This is a genomic window from Bradyrhizobium sp. 2TAF36, from assembly GCF_052114925.1.
GTDB classification, from domain to species: Bacteria; Pseudomonadota; Alphaproteobacteria; order Rhizobiales; family Xanthobacteraceae; genus Bradyrhizobium; species Bradyrhizobium barranii.
This window is the reverse complement of the sequence record NZ_JBFRFR010000088.1, coordinates 13653-30414: the sequence shown is the minus strand read 5'-3', so window position 1 is coordinate 30414 and position 16762 is coordinate 13653. Positions and strand designations below refer to the sequence as shown.

Sequence of the window (16762 nt, the reverse complement as noted above, 5' to 3'; positions counted from 1 at the left end):
ACATCGTACAGAGTCCCTGTGATTTGAGTCTCAACGATCATCTATTCGCTCGCCCGAGATCACTAGGGCGCGCGTGACATAGTTGACGAACAGCCACGTGGGCAAATGGATGAACAGATCTGCGAAAGGCTCATCAGCCGCGTCACCAAGTTCACCCAGTAAAGATCAGCATTCAAGTCGGAATCAGGCCAGATCCTCGAAAGCTATCGATCAGCGCATCGAAAAGCTTTAGGTCTGCACGGCTCCGCGCCATCAGCTGCGCGCCGCCGACGGCGGCGAATATCGCGCGAGCCCTCGTCTCGCGCTTGCTGGCCGGCACAGAAGCCGCAGTGAGCATCCTGGTAAGCCATGCGACGTTGACATCGGCAAAGGTCTGAACCTCAGTTTTCACTGCATCCGGCAGGTCGTCATATTCGGCCGCCATGAAGCCACAGAGGCACATTCTATTCTCCTGCTCGAGCGATCGGCGAAAAAGTCCTGGATAGGCTCGAAGCGCCTTTCTCGGATCCCGGTTCGCGGTTGAAAGGGCTTCGAGATCCGCCGCAGTATCCTCCCAGTAGCGCTTCGCTACCGCGGCTCCCAACTCAGCCTTGCCGGGGAAGTGGTGATAGATGCTTGCCGCCTTGATGCCGACCTCAGCCCCGATGTCACGAAAGTTCAGCCCGCCATAGCCGTGTGCCTGAGCCGTTCTGCGCGCCGCAACAAGGATCGCTTCTCTCGCATTTTCAATCACAGTGATCACCTCATCGTGTCCCAACCAACTGACAGGTAGGATTGAATTTCAGATTATCGAATTTATAGTCACTCTACCAAATGGCAGGTAGAGCCGCTATGCTTAATTGTGCAATTCAGGTGGGCGCCACCAGCCCGGCCAGGCCCATCACCAATCAGGAGCTTTTGGCCGCCGAAGCTATGCCCACTCAAGTCGATATCGCTGAAGTCAAGGCGCGTGAACAATTCGAGCGCTTCATCGGCGGCGTCGATTTGACCGAACTTCGGGGGAGCCGACGCGCTATTGCGGGAGGCCCCGGTCTTTTGGGCGCACTGGTTCGACGCCAAGGTGATGGCGACGGGTGAGGTCATGACGAGCGTCGAAGCCTATCTGGAAAGCGACGACGGCTAGTCAGCCGGAAACCGACAAATCAGTGAGTCAGGCAGCGAACGCGAGGCTGAGCCGCCGGCGGTTGAATGTCGTTGCACGTTCGTCAAGGGAGCCCCGTTATGTGGCTTATCAAAATCGCTCTGAGCCGGCCTTATACCTTCATCGTTATGGCGGTCGCGATCGTGGTCATGGGTCCGCTGGCCATTTTAAGCACGCCGGTCGATATTTTTCCGAGCATCGGCATTCCGGTCGTCAGCATGATCTGGACCTACGCAGGTCTGCCTGCGAAGGAGATCGCCAACCGCATCAGTGCGAATTTCGAACGCGTCGCGCCGGTCGTGGTCAGCGGCGTCGAGCACATCGATTCCAGCAATCTCAACGGCGTCGGTGTCAGCAAGATCTACTTTCAACCCGGAGCCAATATCCCCCTGGCGACGAGCCAACTGGTCGCCGGCGTCTCGTTTTATTCGAAGTTCTTCCCGCCTGGTACGACGCCGCCGCAGATCCTGACCTATAACGCTGCCAGCGTCCCGGTTCTTCAGCTTGCCCTGTCCAGCAAGACAATGACTGAGCAGGCCCTCTACGATACCGGCAACATCTACGTTCGCAGCCAACTCTCCGGCGTGCCTGGATTGTCGCTGCCCTATCCCTACGGCGGCAAACAGCGCCAGGTTCAGGTCGACCTCAATCCCCAGCAGCTTCAGGCGTTCGGACTGTCTGCCCAGGATGTGCAGAATGCGATCATCAGCCAGAACCTGATCATTCCTGCGGGAACACAGAAGATCGGTGCCTATGAATACGTGATCGGTCTGAACGGCGCGGCAATCACGATCGACGATCTCAACAATCTTCCTGTCAAGGAAGTGAACGGCGGGACCATCTATGTCCGCGATGTGGCTCACGTACGCGACGGCGCGCCACCGCAAACCAATATGGTGCGATTGAACGGCGAACACGCGGTCCTGATGACGGTTCAGAAGATCGGCAGCGCCTCGACTTTGCAGATCGTGCATGATGTCAAGGCCAAGCTACCCGCCATCCAGGCCGCCGGTCCCGACGGACTGAAGATCGATGCCGTCGGCGATCAATCGGTCTTTGTGAGTGCAGCCGTATCCGGTGTGATCCGCGAAGGCATGATCGCGGCGTCACTTACCGCGACCATGATCCTTCTCTTCCTCGGGTCTTGGCGCAGCACCCTGATCATCGCGGTCTCGATCCCGCTCTCGGTGCTGGTTTCGATTATCGTCCTTTCATTCCTGGGCCAGTCCATCAACCTCATGACGCTGGGTGGATTGGCCCTCGCGGTTGGCATCCTGGTCGATGATGCGACGGTCGTCATCGAGAATATCAATGCCCACCTCGAGCGGGGCGACCCAGTTGCGGACTCCGTGCTCAACGGGTCGGCGGAGATCGCCGCCCCTGCATTTGTCGCCACGCTTTGCGTTTGCATCGTCTTCATGCCGATGTTCTTCCTGTCCGGCGTGCCGAGATATTTATTCGTGCCCATGGCGGAGGCGATCGTCTTCGCAATGCTGGCGTCCTACATTCTTTCGCGGACGCTGGTGCCGACCCTCGCCAATTTAATGTTGAAGCCGCACGTGCCGGGAACGGAGAGGGGCCGATTGAATCCTTTAGCGCGCTTCCAGAACGGCTTCGAGCGAAGGTTCGAAGCCATGCGCGAGAACTATCGTCGCGTTCTGTCCCGTGCGGTTGAGCGGCGAGGCTTGTTCATCCCGGTCTTCCTCGGCGGCGCTCTCGCATCGGTACTGCTGGTTTTTACACTGGGGACCGACTTCTTTCCCTCGGTCGACGGCGGTCAGATCAAACTACATGTGCGTGCCCATGCCGGAACCCGCGTGGAAGAAACCGCGCGCATTGTCGATCAGGTCGAAGATGAGTTGCGACGCACCATTCCCGCGATCGAACTCGCCGGTATCGTCGACAACATCGGCCTTCCTGTCTCCGGCGTGAACCTGTCGTACAGCAATTCTGCTCCGACGGGGCCGGCGGATGCCGACATCCTGGTGAGCCTCACGGCAAAGCATCACCCGACGGCCGATTATGTGCGACGCCTGCGCATAAGTCTGCCGCGGGCCTTTCCGGGTGTGACGTTCGCCTTCCTGCCCGCCGATATCGTAAGCCAGATCCTGAATTTTGGAGCTCCCGCRCCAATCGACGTGCAGATCATCGGGCGCGACACGGCGAGCAATGCGGTGGTTGCCGAACGCCTCCTCGAGAGAATCCGCAAGATCCCCGGGATTGCCGACGCGCGGATCCAGCAGGACCTCGACGCCCCCGCGTTCACCGTCGCAGTTGATCGCAGCCGCGCAAGCGACGTCGGGCTGACGCAGGGGGATGTCGCGAACACAATGCTGATCGCCCTGGCAGGAAGCTTTCAGACGGCGCCCACATTCTGGCTGGACCCAAAAAGCGGCGTATCCTATCCGATCGTCAGCCAGACGCCTCAGACCGACCTGCAGACGCTGGATTCACTCCGCAACACGCTCATCACGGGCAAGCCCGGATCGCACAGTCAAGTCCTTGGCGGCATCAGTACGATCAAGCGTAATGTCCTACCCTCAGTCGATACCCGCTACAACGCTCTGCCTGCGATGGACATCTACGCTACCAGCGCCGGTCGGGACTTCGGCGGCGTTGCCAACGACGTCCGCAAGGCGATCGGCGAGATGACCAAGGCGGGGCTGCCCAAGGGGGTCACCATCACCCTGCGCGGCCAAGTCGTGACCATGGCCACATCCTATGCCGGGCTCCTCTACGGGCTCGCCTTCGCCATGCTCCTTGTCTACCTGCTGATCGTGGTGAACTTCCAATCCATGCTGGACCCTTTCATCATCATCACGGCGCTGCCGGCGACGATGGCGGGCATCGCGTGGATGCTGTTCCTGACCGACACAAATCTCAGCGTTCCGGCCCTGACCGGCGCCATCATGAGCGTCGGTGTCGCGACTGCCAACAGCATTCTCGTCGTGAGCCTGGCTCGCGACCGCCTGAGGCTGGGAGACGATCCAACCGCAGCCGCCGTCGCGGCCGGGTCCGGCCGCTTCCGTCCCGTGCTGATGACGGCGCTGGCGATGATCATCGGCATGCTGCCCATGGCGCTCGGATTCGGCGAAGGCAGCGAGCAGAACGCGCCGCTCGGCCGCGCCGTGATCGGTGGCCTGATCGTCGCGACGATCGCTACGCTGACCTTCGTGCCCGCGGTCTTCGCTCTCCTGCACGGACTGCGGCGCCCTCTCACTCCGCCGACGACCTTCGATGGCGCGGCGACGCCTCTGCACACACCCGCCGGATGACGGAGCTTGCCATGACCGAAATGCCTTCCCCGACCGTATCGGCTCCGGCCGGCCGCTCCCGTGCCGGCGCCCTGTTGGTCAACCTCCTCAGGGTCGCAGGTGTCGCGGCGCTTGTCCTGCGGGGGCTCGATACCCGGAACGCCAGCGAGGCCGCCCTGGAGCGGCAGGCTGCAGTTGGCACCATCACCACCGTGATCGTGACTCATCCGAAGCCTGGACCAGCTCTCGAGGAAGTCGTTCTGCCCGGGCAGATGAAGGGTGAAATTGAAACGTCCGTCTACGCCCGCACGAACGGCTATGTTCGCCTACGGAGGACGGACATAGGCGCTCACGTCAAAGCCGGCGAGCTCCTGGCGGTTATCGACTCGCCCGAGGTCGACCAGCAGCTTCTTCAGGCGGAAGCCGATCTCAAGACCGCGCAGGCCAATGCCGATATCGCACGACGAACAGCAGACCGCTTTGCGCATTTGGTGGACACGCTTTCGGTCTCCCGCCAGGCGGGCGACGATCGCGAAGCCACAGCATTGGCAAGTGCCGCCCAGGTCTCGGCTAACGAGGCCAATGTCAATCGCCTCCGACGGCTTCAAAGCTTCGAGCAGGTGGTCGCACCGTTCGCCGGGGTGATCACCGCACGCGACACGGATGTCGGCGCCTTGATAAACGCCGGAAGTGGTCAAGGGGCGGAGCTCTTCCACATCGCAGCGACTGACAAGCTTCGAACTTATGTCGACGTTCCGCAAAGCTATGCCAGCGACATCCGGGACGGAACCGAGGCTTACTTGCAGTTTCCGGACAAGCCAGGAAAGCGGTATCCGGCGATGGTGACACGAACCTCCTCGGCCATTGATCGCCAGGCGCGGACGCTCCAGGTCGAACTCGACATCGACAACAGTTCGGGCGAGCTCTTTCCCGGGAGTTTCGTTCAAGTGCATTTTCAGCTGCCCCCTGTTGGACATGGGTTTCGACTGCCCGCCAACGCTCTGCTGTTCCGGGCAGACGGCGTACAGGTCGCTGTCCTGGGTCCGAGTGACAAGGTCGTCATGAAGCCGATCACTCTCGGCCGCGACTTCGGGGACACGGTCGAGGTTCTTACGGGCGTCGAGCCGTCCGATCAGGTGATCCTCAACCCGTCTTCCGCCATCGCGAGCGGTGATCAGGTCCGCGTCGCTGCAGCGGACGCGCCTAAAGCCGGATCGTAACTCTGGCGCAGGCCGCGTGGCTGAGACGTGGGGATTTGTTGCAATCATCAGCATGGAGATCGCGCGGCGGGCATCTGTCGGCAATCTCGATGGCGGTCAAGATTTCTACTCAACTCAACGAGAGGTGAAGCATGGCACACTTGATCATGATCCACGGGTCCTGGAGCGGCGGTTGGATGTGGGACCGGGTCGTCCCGATCCTGATTGCGGCTGGCCATAGCGCCGAGGCACCAACCCTACTGGGAGCCGATCCAGGCGGCACTCAATTCCCGTCCCAACCGATCACCGCCTGGGCGGACCAGATCGCCGCCCGGGTGCGTGAAGCAAAAGGCCCCGTGGTGCTTGTCGCCCAGAGCCGCGGCGGATTGATCATCAGCGAAGTGGCCGAGCGAGTCCCCGAGCGGGTTGGCTATCTGGTCTACGCGGCGGCCTTTCTGCTTCCAGATGGAGCCTCCATCGGCGGAACGATCCAGAACGCGCACCCCGGCGCCGCGCCGATCTTCAGTGCTGACGCGGCGACGGGCATGACCACCGTTCTCCCGGAAGCGTTGGATAGGATTTACAGCAACACGCCCGCGCGCTGGGTCGAAGTTGCACGTGCAAACCAGTGCCTCGAGCCCCTCGCGGCGATCACAACCCCGATCTCGGTCAGCGAGGAGCGTTTCGGATCCGTGCCGCGAGCCTACATCGAAGCGACAGACGATCAGGTCATGCCCTTGTCGCTCCAGCGCTCGATGCAGGCGCGGTTGCCCTGCGATCCCGTTTTCACCATCAAGTCCGACCATGTGCTGCCGTCCTCAGCTCCTGAGGAACTGGCCAGGCACCTCATCGAGATCGCCAACAGGGTCGAGCGGCTCTCTGATTGATGCCGAATATGGAAATTGGCAGCTCAGGCGCTGGCTGCAGTCGAACTACGCATGCTTTGCCGGCTGATCGTGGCCCACGGGTAAAATCGAAGACGAAGGGCAGGCCTTCGTGCGCGTGAGCTCACGGACCACATGCCAATCAAGTCGGGATCAGGCCAGATCCGCAAAAGCTGTCGATCAGCGCATCGAAAAGTTTCAGGTCCGCACGGCTCCGCGCCATCAGTTGTGCGCCGGCAACGGCGGCGAGATCGCGCGAGCCCGCGCCTCACGCTTGCTAGCGGGAAGGGAGTCGCGGCGAGCACCTGAGTAAGCCATGCGACGTTGACTAGGGCGAAAGTCCGCACCTCAGCCGCGATGTCGCGGAAGTTCAGCCCGGCATAGCCGTGTGCCTGACTTGTCCTGCGCCCTACAGCCAGGATCGCTTCCCTCGCATTTTCGCTCATCGCGATCACCTCAACGTGTATCTACCAAATGACAGGTAGGGATTGACCTGTCCCAATGCGGCAGGTATCTCCAACCTATCAAATGACAGGTAGGGTGAAGCATGACCGATATCGTTRAACTGGACGCAAGTCGCATCGCCAAGCTCATTGCCAAAGGAGAGCTCTCGCCCGTCGAGGTCATGCAGACGCATCTCGATCGCATTGCTGAGGTTAATCCCAAGGTGAATGCCATCGTGACGATGGCTGAAGGCGCGCTGGACGCTGCCAAAAAGGCCGAGGCAGCGGTCAAACCTGGTGCTCGCTTAGGTCCTCTCCATGGTGTTCCGTTCACGGTCAAGGATGGGATCGACACGGCGGGTGTGCTGACACAGCGCGGTTCGCCAATTTTCAAAGGGCGGGTGCCCAATACTGATGCCACTGTGGTAGCCAGGCTGAAGGCCGCCGGCGCGATCCTCATCGCAAAAACGAACCCGCCGGAGTTTTCCTATTCGATCGAAACGGACAATTTCCTGACGGGCCAAACCAACAATCCCTGGAACCTCGACTACACTCCGGGCGGGTCGAGCGGTGGTGAATCGGCCGCCATCGCGGCGGGTATGTCGCCACTCGGCGTGGGCAGTGATCTCTCGATCTCGTTGCGCGGCCCGGCAGGGCATACCGGTGTCGTTGGGTTTAAAGCGACGCACGGTCGATTACCGATGACGGGCCACTGGCCGCGGGTGCCACGCCGCTTCTGGCACATCGGTCCGATGGCACGATCAGTTCGCGATGTCGCCCTCGCTTATTCGTTGATGGCAGGACCCGACGGAGCTGACGGCTTCTCAATCAACCCGCTTGGCGTCGATACAGGGGTGGGCACGACGTCGACCCGACAGGTTCGTGTCGGCTGGCTGGCCTCTCCGGGCTTCTTCGGACCAACCGATCCGGAGGTGGTCGCGACCGTGAAGGCAGCGGCTCAAGCGCTGAGCAATGCCGGCTGTCAGGTCGAACAGGTCCGATTGCCCCTGCTGGAGCAGACCGATGCCGGCAGCGTGCTGTGGCAGCTCCAACAGATGGAAAGCCGGCCCGAATTCGAGAAGGTCACCGCAGGCCATGAAGCCCAGATCTTCAGACATGCCAAATTGATCCTCGAGACACCTGACACGCCGATAGCCGACTTCGTCGCCGCCGAGCAGGCGGTGGAGCGTCTCCGCGACAGCTTCGTCGACTATTTCCAGCGCTACGATGCGCTGCTCGGCCCGGTGACGCCGTTCCCGGCGACCAAGCATGGACTCAATGACCTCGTGGTCGATGGCAAGACGGTTTCACCGTTCCACGTGCAGAGTGCGACTTCACCCTTCAGCCTCACCGGCATGCCGGCCCTGTCGATGCGGTTCGGAACAAGCCACGACGGTCTTCCGATCGGCGTGCAAATTGCCTCTTCCTGGTTGGCAGAATCGACAGTGCTTAAGATCGCCTCGCTCCTTGAGCAGGTGAGTCCCGTCCGCAAACTCCACCCTGACATCTAGCGAAGAAGGCGGGATATTCTCGCCACTTTTCACAGGAGGGTAAAAATGAATGCAGAGCGCGCCGATACCGAACCTCATTCTATCAGCCGGCGGAGTATCCTGGGCTTCACTGCGGCCGCGGCAGCGTTGCCGATTTCCACGCGGATCGGAGCTGCACAAGCAGCAACATCCGTACCGTCGAATCCGAGCGGCATCAAGGCGATGACCTTCGATATCCAGGGAACACTGTTCGACTATTATCAGCCCTTCGCACGCATCACTAACAGCTTAAATAATCGCAAAGCGCTACATCTGAATTGGTCGGGCTTTCTTGGAGATTGGAATGCGGCCGCAGTTTCGATTATCCAGGCTATCATTGCTGGGAAGCGCACATGGATTCCACCGGGGCAGATTTTTCGCGAGTCGCTCGAAATTGTCTTGTCCACTCGCGGGCTGACGAGCCAACTCGATGAAGCTGATCACTTGAAGCTTATGTCCGTCTGGAGCCAGATGGTGCCGTGGCACGACAGCGTGGAAGGCATCGGCCGGCTCAAGCGCAAAGTTACCGTAGCGGCTCTCTCCAATGCGAGCATGGCCGGGGTAGTCGCGCTCGCCAAACGTGGTGGGCTACCGTTCGATGCAGTGTTAACAGGCGAACTTGTTCATTCCTACAAGCCGTCCCCAGACGTCTATCAGGCCGCTTCGAGCTACCTCGGATTTCCGCCGGGGGAGATCATGATGGTCGCGGCCCACAAAATCGATCTCACGGCCGCGAAAGCAGCCGGATTCAAAACGGCGTACATACCCAGGCCTCTCGAGACCGGACCAGAAACGAAAGTCGACCGATCTCCGGAGCCGTATATCGATGTCGTTGCAGACGACCTAATAGATCTGTCCAAAAAGTTCGATCTCGGCTGAAGCCTGCGAGCGAGCACCGCAAGGCGATCGTTGGCCCGCGCAGAAGTTGGGCGACGCTGGTGGCGTCAACCAGGATACTTTAACCTTTTTGAACCATGTCCAAATCAACGAGCTGGATTGACCAGAGTGCCTTGCGAGGTTCTACGTTCATTGCGGAATCCACGTCACGAAGGAAATCGAAATGCCCCTGGTTCGCATCGATCTTGGGAGTTCCACTGACCCGGCGACCAGCAGTACCGTCTGCGATGTTGTGTATGACGCAATGACGTCGACGGCGAAAGTGCCCGCTCACGACAAATTCATGGTCGTCACCAAGCATGACGTCGGCGATCTCGTATTCCCCAGGGAAGGTTATCTGGGTATCAAATACACGCCCGGCATCGTTCTCATTCAAGTCACTTGGAACGTAGGCCGCGGGACAGACGTCAAGAAAGCCTTTTACCGGAAAGTAGCCGACGACATTCACGCGAAGACGGGCATCCGCAAGGAAGACGTATGGATCAACCTCGTCGAGGTCTCACCGGAGAACTGGTCGTTTGGTAGCGGCGAGATGCAGTATGCGCCGAAGTAATCAATCCAGGATTGGTGCTGCCGCACAGCGAGGCGCGCGATGATTGACGACGCTTGTCTGTGCACTGCTCTGCGGCAAGCGGCTCACGCGATGACAGCGATTTATGACGAAGCGCTGGCCCCGAGTGGACTGAAGGTCACGATGTTCAGAGTTGTTCGTCGTCTCTCCGAGACGGGAGAGCCTAGCATAACCGAGCTTGCCGCAATTGTAGATCTCGACCGAAGCTCACTGGGGGCGCAGTTTGAAAGTCCTCGAGCGGGACGGATTTGTCGCTCTCGGCGGGGGGAAGACGAGCGTAGCAAGGTCGTCAAACTTACTCCCAAAGGCAGAGCTGCGCTGGCGAGGGCGAAGCCGCTCTGGATCGCTGTTCAACGTCGAATGAAAGCAAAGCTGTCGACCGAAGCAGACGCGCTGCTGCGCACGACGTCGGTCGTGAAAGCGGAACTTGAACAAGGAAAATCAGCGTGACCGGATATCTCGCGGGGCTCGTGGAACGATGAGCGAATTCTATGAACTAGCATCGCTGGCGTGCCCGATGCTCGGGACATCGGAAGTGGCAAAAGCCGCGCGGGACTGGATTGCGGCGCCTGACGCCAGCGGCAAGCTTTTGGGCTGCTGGCGGACGGAGTTCAGCACGCTCGGGCGCCTTTTGATCTTGCGCAGCTTCGACACGTCCGATGCGCTGCTTCAGGAACGGCGCCGCGCTCTGTTGAGCGCCAACCCGTTCAATGCTGGGCGGCTGATCTCGGGGCTGGAGATGGCCAGCTACCAGCGCTTTCCCTTTCTGCCGCCGGCGCGGCCGGCTGCCTGCGGCGATGTCTACGAATTCCGTACCTACAAACTGAAGCCAGGCGGGCTGCCGCCGACGCTTTCGGGATGGGAGGCGGCGATCGCGCCGGCGCGGGAATACACGGCGCATTTGCTGATCAACATGTATGCGCTCGATGGGCCACCTCGGATCACCCATATTTGGGGTTTCGAAAGCCTTGCGCAGCGCGCGTCGCTGCGCAGTGCCGCCTTTTCGGCGGGCGTCTGGCCCCCGAAGGGCGGACCGGAAAACGTCCTAGAGGCGGTCTCGGTCATCGCGATGCCGGAGGGCAAATAATCTCGTCGGGTTCGACCGATCTCGGCGGGTATGACATCGTGCTAATAATTAGCCCGTTCACAGGCGCGAAGCGCTGATTACGAGGTCTTCCTCAGTATCGCGTGGCTTTGTCAAAGCCAAAGCAGACTGAAGACTACCACGTCGCCTCGTCGGGGCAGGCAGTACGTCGCTCGGCCCCGGTCTCAAATGCCGCCTTTGACGCAGCTGATGAGATGCGACTCGAACGGCCATTAGCTAATCCGTTGCAGCGGCAGCTTGGAAATCGCTCGCAAATTGATCAGAGATCAACAGATCGATCGCCTCGCGAAGCGTCTTTGATCGTGCAGTTCCAAAGCTCTTTTCGAAGGCACGCTGTGCCTCTCCCCATAGACGATCGGATTGCTTGACGCGCGCTCTCCCTGCTGCCGTCAAAGATACCAAGCGATTACGCCGATCATCCGGGTTCACCTTCATCGTGACCAGCCCATCGCGAATGAGCGGCTTGAGTGTATGCGCCAGTCCGCCCGAATCCATCACGAGCGATTCGGCAAGTATGCCGATCGCCGCCGGTTCGGACCGCGCGATTTGAGTGAGAATCGCACGTTGGGTTGCCTTCAGGCCACATGGAGCGAGAGCGGAATCATACAGCTGCGAAACGCGCCTGGATGCCTTGCGCAATGCCGTGCAGTGGCATCGATATCCGACTTGAGCGTTCGATTGTGCCGCCATTTCAGCTCCAGCAATTCGCAAAGCCAGACAAATACAACTTCGCAAGGCTGAACACAAGCATATGCAGATGATTGCTCAAACCGCGAAGTTGCGAGCTCGCCGATAGTCTCAGCATATGCTGATAATTGACTTGGGCGATTGAAGAGGTTATGTTTTCCCGCGAAGTCGAGGTGGAGCGCGCTTACAGGACAGGGCCGCAGGTTGGATCCTCGCATCAATGAAGCCATCGAGCCGCAGCTGGTTGAGCGATGCGGATCGTAATTCTTTGCGCGATCCCTTGGCTGCCGCATCTCGGCCGCCATCCTGCGCGCAATCATCTGACAGGAGCGGAAATTGGTGGCGATCGAAGCAAAAGGGACTGGAAGCTTCCACTACGCGTGGGTTGTTGTTGGCGTCACGTTCCTGACGTTGCTCGTGACAGCAGGTGCCATGTCGACGCCTGGGTTGCTTTTGGTTGCCCTTCAGAAGGATTTCAATTGGTCGACCGCAACTATCTCGACGGCGCTTTCGCTGCGGCTCGCCGTCTTCGGACTCATGGCCCCGTTCGCCGCCGCTCTTATGCTTCGCTTCGGCTTGCGTAGAATCATGCTCGTCGCGGTTGCGACGACGGCCGCCGGCGTCAGTCTGACGGCGCTCGTGAGCCAGTCGTGGCAACTTACCCTGCTTTGGGGCGTCGTCGTCGGCGGCGGGACCGGAATGACTGCACTGGTTCTCGGCGCCACCGTCGCCAATTCCTGGTTTGTRCAACGTCGTGGCCTTGTCGTCGGACTCATGACTGCGAGCTCGGCGTCCGGGCAGCTACTGTTCTTGCCGCTGTTCGCGAAGATCAGCGACGAGTACGGCTGGCGGGCGCTCGTCGTGGTGGTCGGATGTGTTCTCGTCTGTCTGCTCCCCGCGATTGCGCTGTTCATGCGAAATCGTCCCTCCGACATCGGTCTGGCGCCATATGGAGCGCCGGCTGGCACCAAGGTCGAGGTCCCTGCGACGCCATCGGTAAATCCGGTGACCATGTCCTTCAGGGCTCTGCAGGGTGCCGCGCGTTCGAAGAATTTCTGGCTGCTGTGCTTCGGCTTCTTCGTCTGTGGCCTCAGCACGTCGGGCCTGATCGGCACGCATTTGATCGCGGCCTGTGGAGATCACGGCATTGCGGAGGTCACTGCCGCAAGCATGATCGCCCTCATTGGGCTCTTCGATCTATTCGGTACCGTCGGCTCGGGATGGTTGTCCGACAAATACGACAATCGCGCCCTGCTTTGCATCTACTACATCGGTCGGGGACTATCCTTGCTCTTCCTGCCGATCGCATTGGGGGTCGACCTGTGGACCGYCTCGTTGTTCGCCGTGTTCTATGGCCTTGACTGGTTCGCGACGCTGCCGCCGACGATCCGACTTACGACCAGCAAATTCGGACTGTCCTCGGGACCGCTCGTCTTTGGCTGGATGTTTGTCGCGCATCAAATCGGCGCCGCGATCGCAGCCTATGGCGCCGGCGTCACGCGGACACTGGAAGGCACATATGCCCCGGCATTCGCCATCTCCGGACTGCTTTGCATCCTCGCAGGCTTCGCCTGCCTGCTCATCGGCGACCGCAAATCCGATAGCGAATCGAAGCTTATGCCCGCGATTAGGTCTGCGGTGTGATGAATGTGCGTCGGCCCTTGGGGGCCGGAACGTCGCAGTGAATCGTCATTACCGAACCGAATATAGCGTCGCTTCGTGCCTTCCGTTTTCCAGGCGCCGGCCATTCAGGGAGCGGTTCGTTTTTTACGTTGAACCGGGCAGGGGGTCGTCCCGCCGTTGTGACAAGGACTGTACGCAATGCTGAGCGCAGATGAACTGTCCAGGTGCGCATGCGAGGTTGATGGAAAGCGGATGGCCTACGTCGAGCTTGGGGAAGGCCCGCCAATCGTCTTTCTCCACGGTAATCCTGCATCTTCGTACATCTGGCGCAATATCATGCCCATCGTGGCCCCTTATGGCCGCTGCATTGCACCTGATCTCATCGGTATGGGTAATTCGGAAAAGCTCGGCGGCGACGACCCGATGCGCTATGGATTCTTCCAACATCGCCGGTTTGTGGAAGGCTTTCTGAAAGGAATTGGCGCAACCGAGGAGGTCGTCCTTGTCGGGCAAGACTGGGGCGGAGCCCTGGCGATGGACTGGGCCAGTCGTCACCCGAAGTCGGTCCGTGGAATCGTCTACTTCGAGACCATCGTACGATCACGCAATTGGAACGAGATGGACCAGTCCGTCCGGGAAATGTTTGAACGCCTACGCTCGCCCGAAGGCGAGACGCTGGTCCTTCGCGACAATCTGTTCGTCGAGAAGTCGTTCTCCGAGAGAATATTACGGCGTCTGTCGGGCGCCGAGTGGGCGGTATATCGTCACCCCTATCTCAATCCCGGTGAGGATCGGCGTCCTACCCTCACATTTCCCCGGGAACTTCCCATTGACGGCAAGCCCGACCATACCGCTGAGGCTGTGAAAGCCTACAGCGACTGGATGGCCACCAATGAAGTGCCGAAGCTGTTTATTGATGGAGATCCTGGCGCGATTATCACTGGTCAGATTCGGGAACTCTGCAGAAGCTGGAAAAATCAGGAAGAGGTACGCGTAAAGGGCAAGCACTTCCTGCAGGAAGATTCCCCGCTGGAGATTGGTGAGGCGATCGCAAATTGGTTGAGACGGCTACCACGGTTTGACTCCCATTAGGGTGTGAGCGACGGCGGCGTATCGCGCGCTTTGCGGCTGACGCATCGCAGCAGGGCCCCCTTCGCAGGCCTCCGGCGTTCACTGCGCGAGCCTCCGAGCCGATACCTCGAAGAAGAGCCTGGCATCGTTCAAAGGAGAAATGACATATGCCGTATCTGCATTTGAATCTAGCCAAGAAGTATTCCACGCAAGCCAAGCGGGAACTCGCCACGCGTTTGTGCCGTCTCTATTCCGAGGTGATGCAGACGCAGTCCTGGCGTCCGAATGTGGGGATCGCCGAACTTGGAGAGGACAATCTGTTTCATCTTGGCCCGGACGGGCTGGAGTCGATCACGATGGTAATGGTCGAAATCCGCCGAGGCCGGTCGCTTGATCAACGCCTCGAATTGGGAAGACGCCTCGTCGATATCTGCAGCGAGGTTCTGCAAGTCCCCAAAAGCACAGTGCTCGTCGAATTCACGGTTCACACCGGCGACGAGATATTGCGCGATGGCAATTGGGCCGCTGACTGGACCCCGGCGGAAGCCTCCTAGTAAAGAGCTGCTGCCGCACGGCGCGGCCAGACCAATCACGAGATCTCGCCCTCTTTTGTGCAGGGCACGAGCGCCGTTCCTCGGAAAGTCCTCTCGCGAGGGCGCCGACGGCGTCACTTCCGCGAGGCCAGCGCTGCGCCACTGCTCACGGGCTGTATGCCGACCAAGTCGGGATCAAAGCAAACCCTCGGAAGCTATTGATCAAAGCGTCGTCCGGCGTTACGGCAGCGGCCCGATCAAAGCTTGGTCGTGACGTTGGGCGATGGCCGGTAGCTGGTCTCGGTGCTGCTCACGCGGCTCCGGTATGTTGTGCAGTTCGCGGAAGAATTCCTCGTGGCGGCGTGGCGTGGACACAAGGATATGCCGCGCGTCACCGCCGCCGACATTTGTGAACCCGTGAATGACGCCCCTTGGAATGATCACGCGGGTGCCGGGACCGACGGTTTCGGTCTTATCGCCGATGAGATACCTTAGTTGCCCATCGATCACGATAAAGAGCTTGTCTTCGGTCGACGAGATATGAGCCGGCGCGCCGAAGCCAGGTTTAATAGTCATGTCGAGGACAGTGAACGGGCTGGGGTAGGGGTTGATGATCTTGGCGGTTATTCCTGCGAATTCCGTCGTTTCAAATTCCGTGGTGACACCAGGTTTCATTTTCGCTCCATCGCAGTAAAGGGCGGCGATCGCACGCCCCGGGCTTTTAGGAAATGTCGACGATGTCGGAACTCCTACATTTTCAGCTGGCCCCGAACCTCGCGGGCTCTTGGGTGATGTTCCTGCCGACGCGGGCAACAATCTCGTACGAGCGACGGGCAGCAACGGGGTCGCGGATCAGCGTGATGGCCATCAGTTCGTCGGCTTGCGTTTTTCGTACCATCGCCTCGATACCCGACCGTACGGTCTCTGGCGATCCGACGATGGCATAGGGTATGTCTTGCTCAGGCATGGTCGCCGCGGTGGATGTCGTGACGTTGTCGGTTGGCAATGGCGCTCTTGACTTACGAAACCACTGCAGCAGGATCGGCCGGATCGATGCCAGCAGATCGCGTGCTTGAGCGTCGGTCTCCGCCGCAATGATGAAGGCAGAGATCATCGTGTAGTCGCGCTGCAGCGTCCTTGAGGCTCGGAAATTTGCGCGATAGGCGCGCAAGGCAGCCGGCAGCTCGTCGGGCGCGATATGGCTCGCGTAGGAGAACGGCAAGCCAAGCTTCCCGGCCAACGCCGCCGACGATGTCGACGATCCCAAGAGCCACACCGGAATATCGAGGCGACGCGCAGGAACGTATGGCGCGTCGTCCGCCTGCCGCTCGCCGAGCAGGTCCAGAAGCTCGTCGAGGTCGAGCTTGAATCGATCGCGCGCGTCGGGTGGCTTGCGTAGCATCCGGAATATCTCGGAATCCGCACCGGGTCCGCCCGTCGCGCGCCCGATCCCGAGATCAATCCGACCGGGATGCAGTCCCGCCAGCGTTCCGAACTGTTCGGCAATCACCAGCGGCGAATGGTTAGGCAGCATCACTCCGCCGGAGCCAACGCGGATCGATCTCGTCACGCTGGCGATGTGCGCGAGCACGACCGGCGGTGCTGCATTGGTTAGGCGCGGCACATTGTGATGCTCGGTAAACCAGAAGCGCCGATAATTCAGCGACTCGGCCAGCAGCGCCAGCTCGACGGTTCGGCGCAGGGAATCGCTTGCCGTCTCGCCGTCACGCATTGGCGAAAAATCGAGTACAGATATTGGCAGCGGCGTACCCATGGCAGACCCTCTCTGGGTGTGTAAAGCGGCTTTGTAACCATGCTGCGCTCC

16 protein-coding genes are annotated in these 16762 nt (G+C 60.1%); 11 read left to right on the top strand and 5 right to left on the bottom strand.

Annotated elements, in window-relative coordinates; genetic code table 11:
• Positions 1–172: 172 nt before the first annotated feature.
• Positions 173–733, bottom strand: coding sequence for a TetR/AcrR family transcriptional regulator (locus tag AB4Z51_RS37160; RefSeq protein WP_441499102.1), 561 nt, complete (start codon positions 731–733; stop codon positions 173–175).
• 68 nt (positions 734–801) lie between these two features.
• Positions 802–1083: a hypothetical protein gene (locus AB4Z51_RS37155; RefSeq protein WP_441499101.1), complete on the bottom strand. Its 282-nt coding sequence runs from the start codon at positions 1081–1083 to the stop codon at positions 802–804.
• A 138-nt stretch (positions 1084–1221) separates the two neighbouring features.
• On the opposite strand from AB4Z51_RS37155, the gene AB4Z51_RS37150 reads away from it, so the two are divergent.
• From AB4Z51_RS37150 to AB4Z51_RS37115, 8 genes are all read left to right on the top strand, one after another.
• Positions 1222–4416, top strand: coding sequence for an efflux RND transporter permease subunit (locus AB4Z51_RS37150; RefSeq protein WP_441499100.1), 3195 nt, complete (start codon positions 1222–1224; stop codon positions 4414–4416).
• Between the two features lie 11 nt (positions 4417–4427).
• Positions 4428–5615, top strand: coding sequence for an efflux RND transporter periplasmic adaptor subunit (locus AB4Z51_RS37145; protein ID WP_441499099.1), 1188 nt, complete (start codon positions 4428–4430; stop codon positions 5613–5615).
• Between the two features lie 131 nt (positions 5616–5746).
• Positions 5747–6481, top strand: a complete 735-nt coding sequence (locus AB4Z51_RS37140) for an alpha/beta fold hydrolase (RefSeq protein WP_441499098.1) — start codon at positions 5747–5749, stop codon at positions 6479–6481.
• Between the two features lie 544 nt (positions 6482–7025).
• Positions 7026–8432, top strand: a complete 1407-nt coding sequence (locus AB4Z51_RS37135; RefSeq protein WP_441499097.1) for an amidase — start codon at positions 7026–7028, stop codon at positions 8430–8432.
• Between the two features lie 45 nt (positions 8433–8477).
• Positions 8478–9329 (top strand): haloacid dehalogenase type II, encoded by an 852-nt coding sequence (locus AB4Z51_RS37130; protein WP_441499096.1) that lies wholly within the window; start codon positions 8478–8480, stop codon positions 9327–9329.
• Between the two features lie 181 nt (positions 9330–9510).
• Positions 9511–9900 (top strand): tautomerase family protein, encoded by a 390-nt coding sequence (locus AB4Z51_RS37125; protein ID WP_441499095.1) that lies wholly within the window; start codon positions 9511–9513, stop codon positions 9898–9900.
• Positions 9901–9990: 90 nt separating this feature from the next.
• Complete coding sequence (locus AB4Z51_RS37120) at positions 9991–10368, top strand: MarR family winged helix-turn-helix transcriptional regulator (protein ID WP_441499094.1); 378 nt, start codon at positions 9991–9993, stop codon at positions 10366–10368.
• Positions 10346–11005 (top strand): NIPSNAP family protein, encoded by a 660-nt coding sequence (locus tag AB4Z51_RS37115; RefSeq protein ID WP_441499093.1) that lies wholly within the window; start codon positions 10346–10348, stop codon positions 11003–11005. The genes AB4Z51_RS37120 and AB4Z51_RS37115 overlap by 23 nt, the downstream gene beginning before the upstream one ends.
• A gap of 234 nt (positions 11006–11239) precedes the next feature.
• On the opposite strand, the gene AB4Z51_RS37110 is transcribed toward AB4Z51_RS37115, so the two are convergent.
• Positions 11240–11713 (bottom strand): MarR family winged helix-turn-helix transcriptional regulator, encoded by a 474-nt coding sequence (locus AB4Z51_RS37110; RefSeq protein WP_441499092.1) that lies wholly within the window; start codon positions 11711–11713, stop codon positions 11240–11242.
• Between the two features lie 336 nt (positions 11714–12049).
• Here AB4Z51_RS37110 and AB4Z51_RS37105 point away from each other — a divergent pair, with 336 nt between their 5' ends.
• The 3 genes from AB4Z51_RS37105 (at position 12050) to AB4Z51_RS37095 (ending at position 14958) form a co-directional block, all read left to right on the top strand.
• A complete protein-coding gene (locus tag AB4Z51_RS37105; protein WP_441499091.1) occupies positions 12050–13354 on the top strand; it encodes an MFS transporter in 1305 nt (434 codons plus the stop codon).
• A gap of 177 nt (positions 13355–13531) precedes the next feature.
• Positions 13532–14425 carry a haloalkane dehalogenase gene (locus tag AB4Z51_RS37100; protein ID WP_441499090.1) on the top strand — a complete coding sequence of 298 codons (894 nt, stop codon included), beginning with the start codon at positions 13532–13534 and terminating at the stop codon, positions 14423–14425.
• Positions 14426–14571: 146 nt separating this feature from the next.
• Positions 14572–14958 (top strand): hypothetical protein, encoded by a 387-nt coding sequence (locus AB4Z51_RS37095; RefSeq protein ID WP_441499089.1) that lies wholly within the window; start codon positions 14572–14574, stop codon positions 14956–14958.
• A 219-nt stretch (positions 14959–15177) separates the two neighbouring features.
• Here the strand turns inward: AB4Z51_RS37095 and AB4Z51_RS37090 are convergent, their stop codons facing one another.
• On the bottom strand, positions 15178–15612 hold the full coding sequence (locus AB4Z51_RS37090) for a cupin domain-containing protein (protein WP_441499088.1): 435 nt from the start codon (positions 15610–15612) through the stop codon (positions 15178–15180).
• An 82-nt stretch (positions 15613–15694) separates the two neighbouring features.
• Positions 15695–16711 carry an LLM class flavin-dependent oxidoreductase gene (locus tag AB4Z51_RS37085; RefSeq protein ID WP_441499087.1) on the bottom strand — a complete coding sequence of 339 codons (1017 nt, stop codon included), beginning with the start codon at positions 16709–16711 and terminating at the stop codon, positions 15695–15697.
• Positions 16712–16762 lie beyond the last annotated feature (51 nt).

Coding starts and splice junctions, on each gene's coding strand:
- AB4Z51_RS37155 (WP_441499101.1), bottom strand. CDS start 1,083: ATGACCTCACCCGTCGCCATCACCTTGGCGTCGAACCAGTGCGCCCAA.
- AB4Z51_RS37145 (WP_441499099.1), top strand. CDS start 4,428: ATGACCGAAATGCCTTCCCCGACCGTATCGGCTCCGGCCGGCCGCTCC.
- AB4Z51_RS37140 (WP_441499098.1), top strand. CDS start 5,747: ATGGCACACTTGATCATGATCCACGGGTCCTGGAGCGGCGGTTGGATG.
- AB4Z51_RS37130 (WP_441499096.1), top strand. CDS start 8,478: ATGAATGCAGAGCGCGCCGATACCGAACCTCATTCTATCAGCCGGCGG.
- AB4Z51_RS37125 (WP_441499095.1), top strand. CDS start 9,511: ATGCCCCTGGTTCGCATCGATCTTGGGAGTTCCACTGACCCGGCGACC.
- AB4Z51_RS37120 (WP_441499094.1), top strand. CDS start 9,991: ATGACAGCGATTTATGACGAAGCGCTGGCCCCGAGTGGACTGAAGGTC.
- AB4Z51_RS37110 (WP_441499092.1), bottom strand. CDS start 11,713: ATGGCGGCACAATCGAACGCTCAAGTCGGATATCGATGCCACTGCACG.
- AB4Z51_RS37100 (WP_441499090.1), top strand. CDS start 13,532: ATGCTGAGCGCAGATGAACTGTCCAGGTGCGCATGCGAGGTTGATGGA.
- AB4Z51_RS37095 (WP_441499089.1), top strand. CDS start 14,572: ATGCCGTATCTGCATTTGAATCTAGCCAAGAAGTATTCCACGCAAGCC.
- AB4Z51_RS37090 (WP_441499088.1), bottom strand. CDS start 15,612: ATGAAACCTGGTGTCACCACGGAATTTGAAACGACGGAATTCGCAGGA.
- AB4Z51_RS37085 (WP_441499087.1), bottom strand. CDS start 16,711: ATGGGTACGCCGCTGCCAATATCTGTACTCGATTTTTCGCCAATGCGT.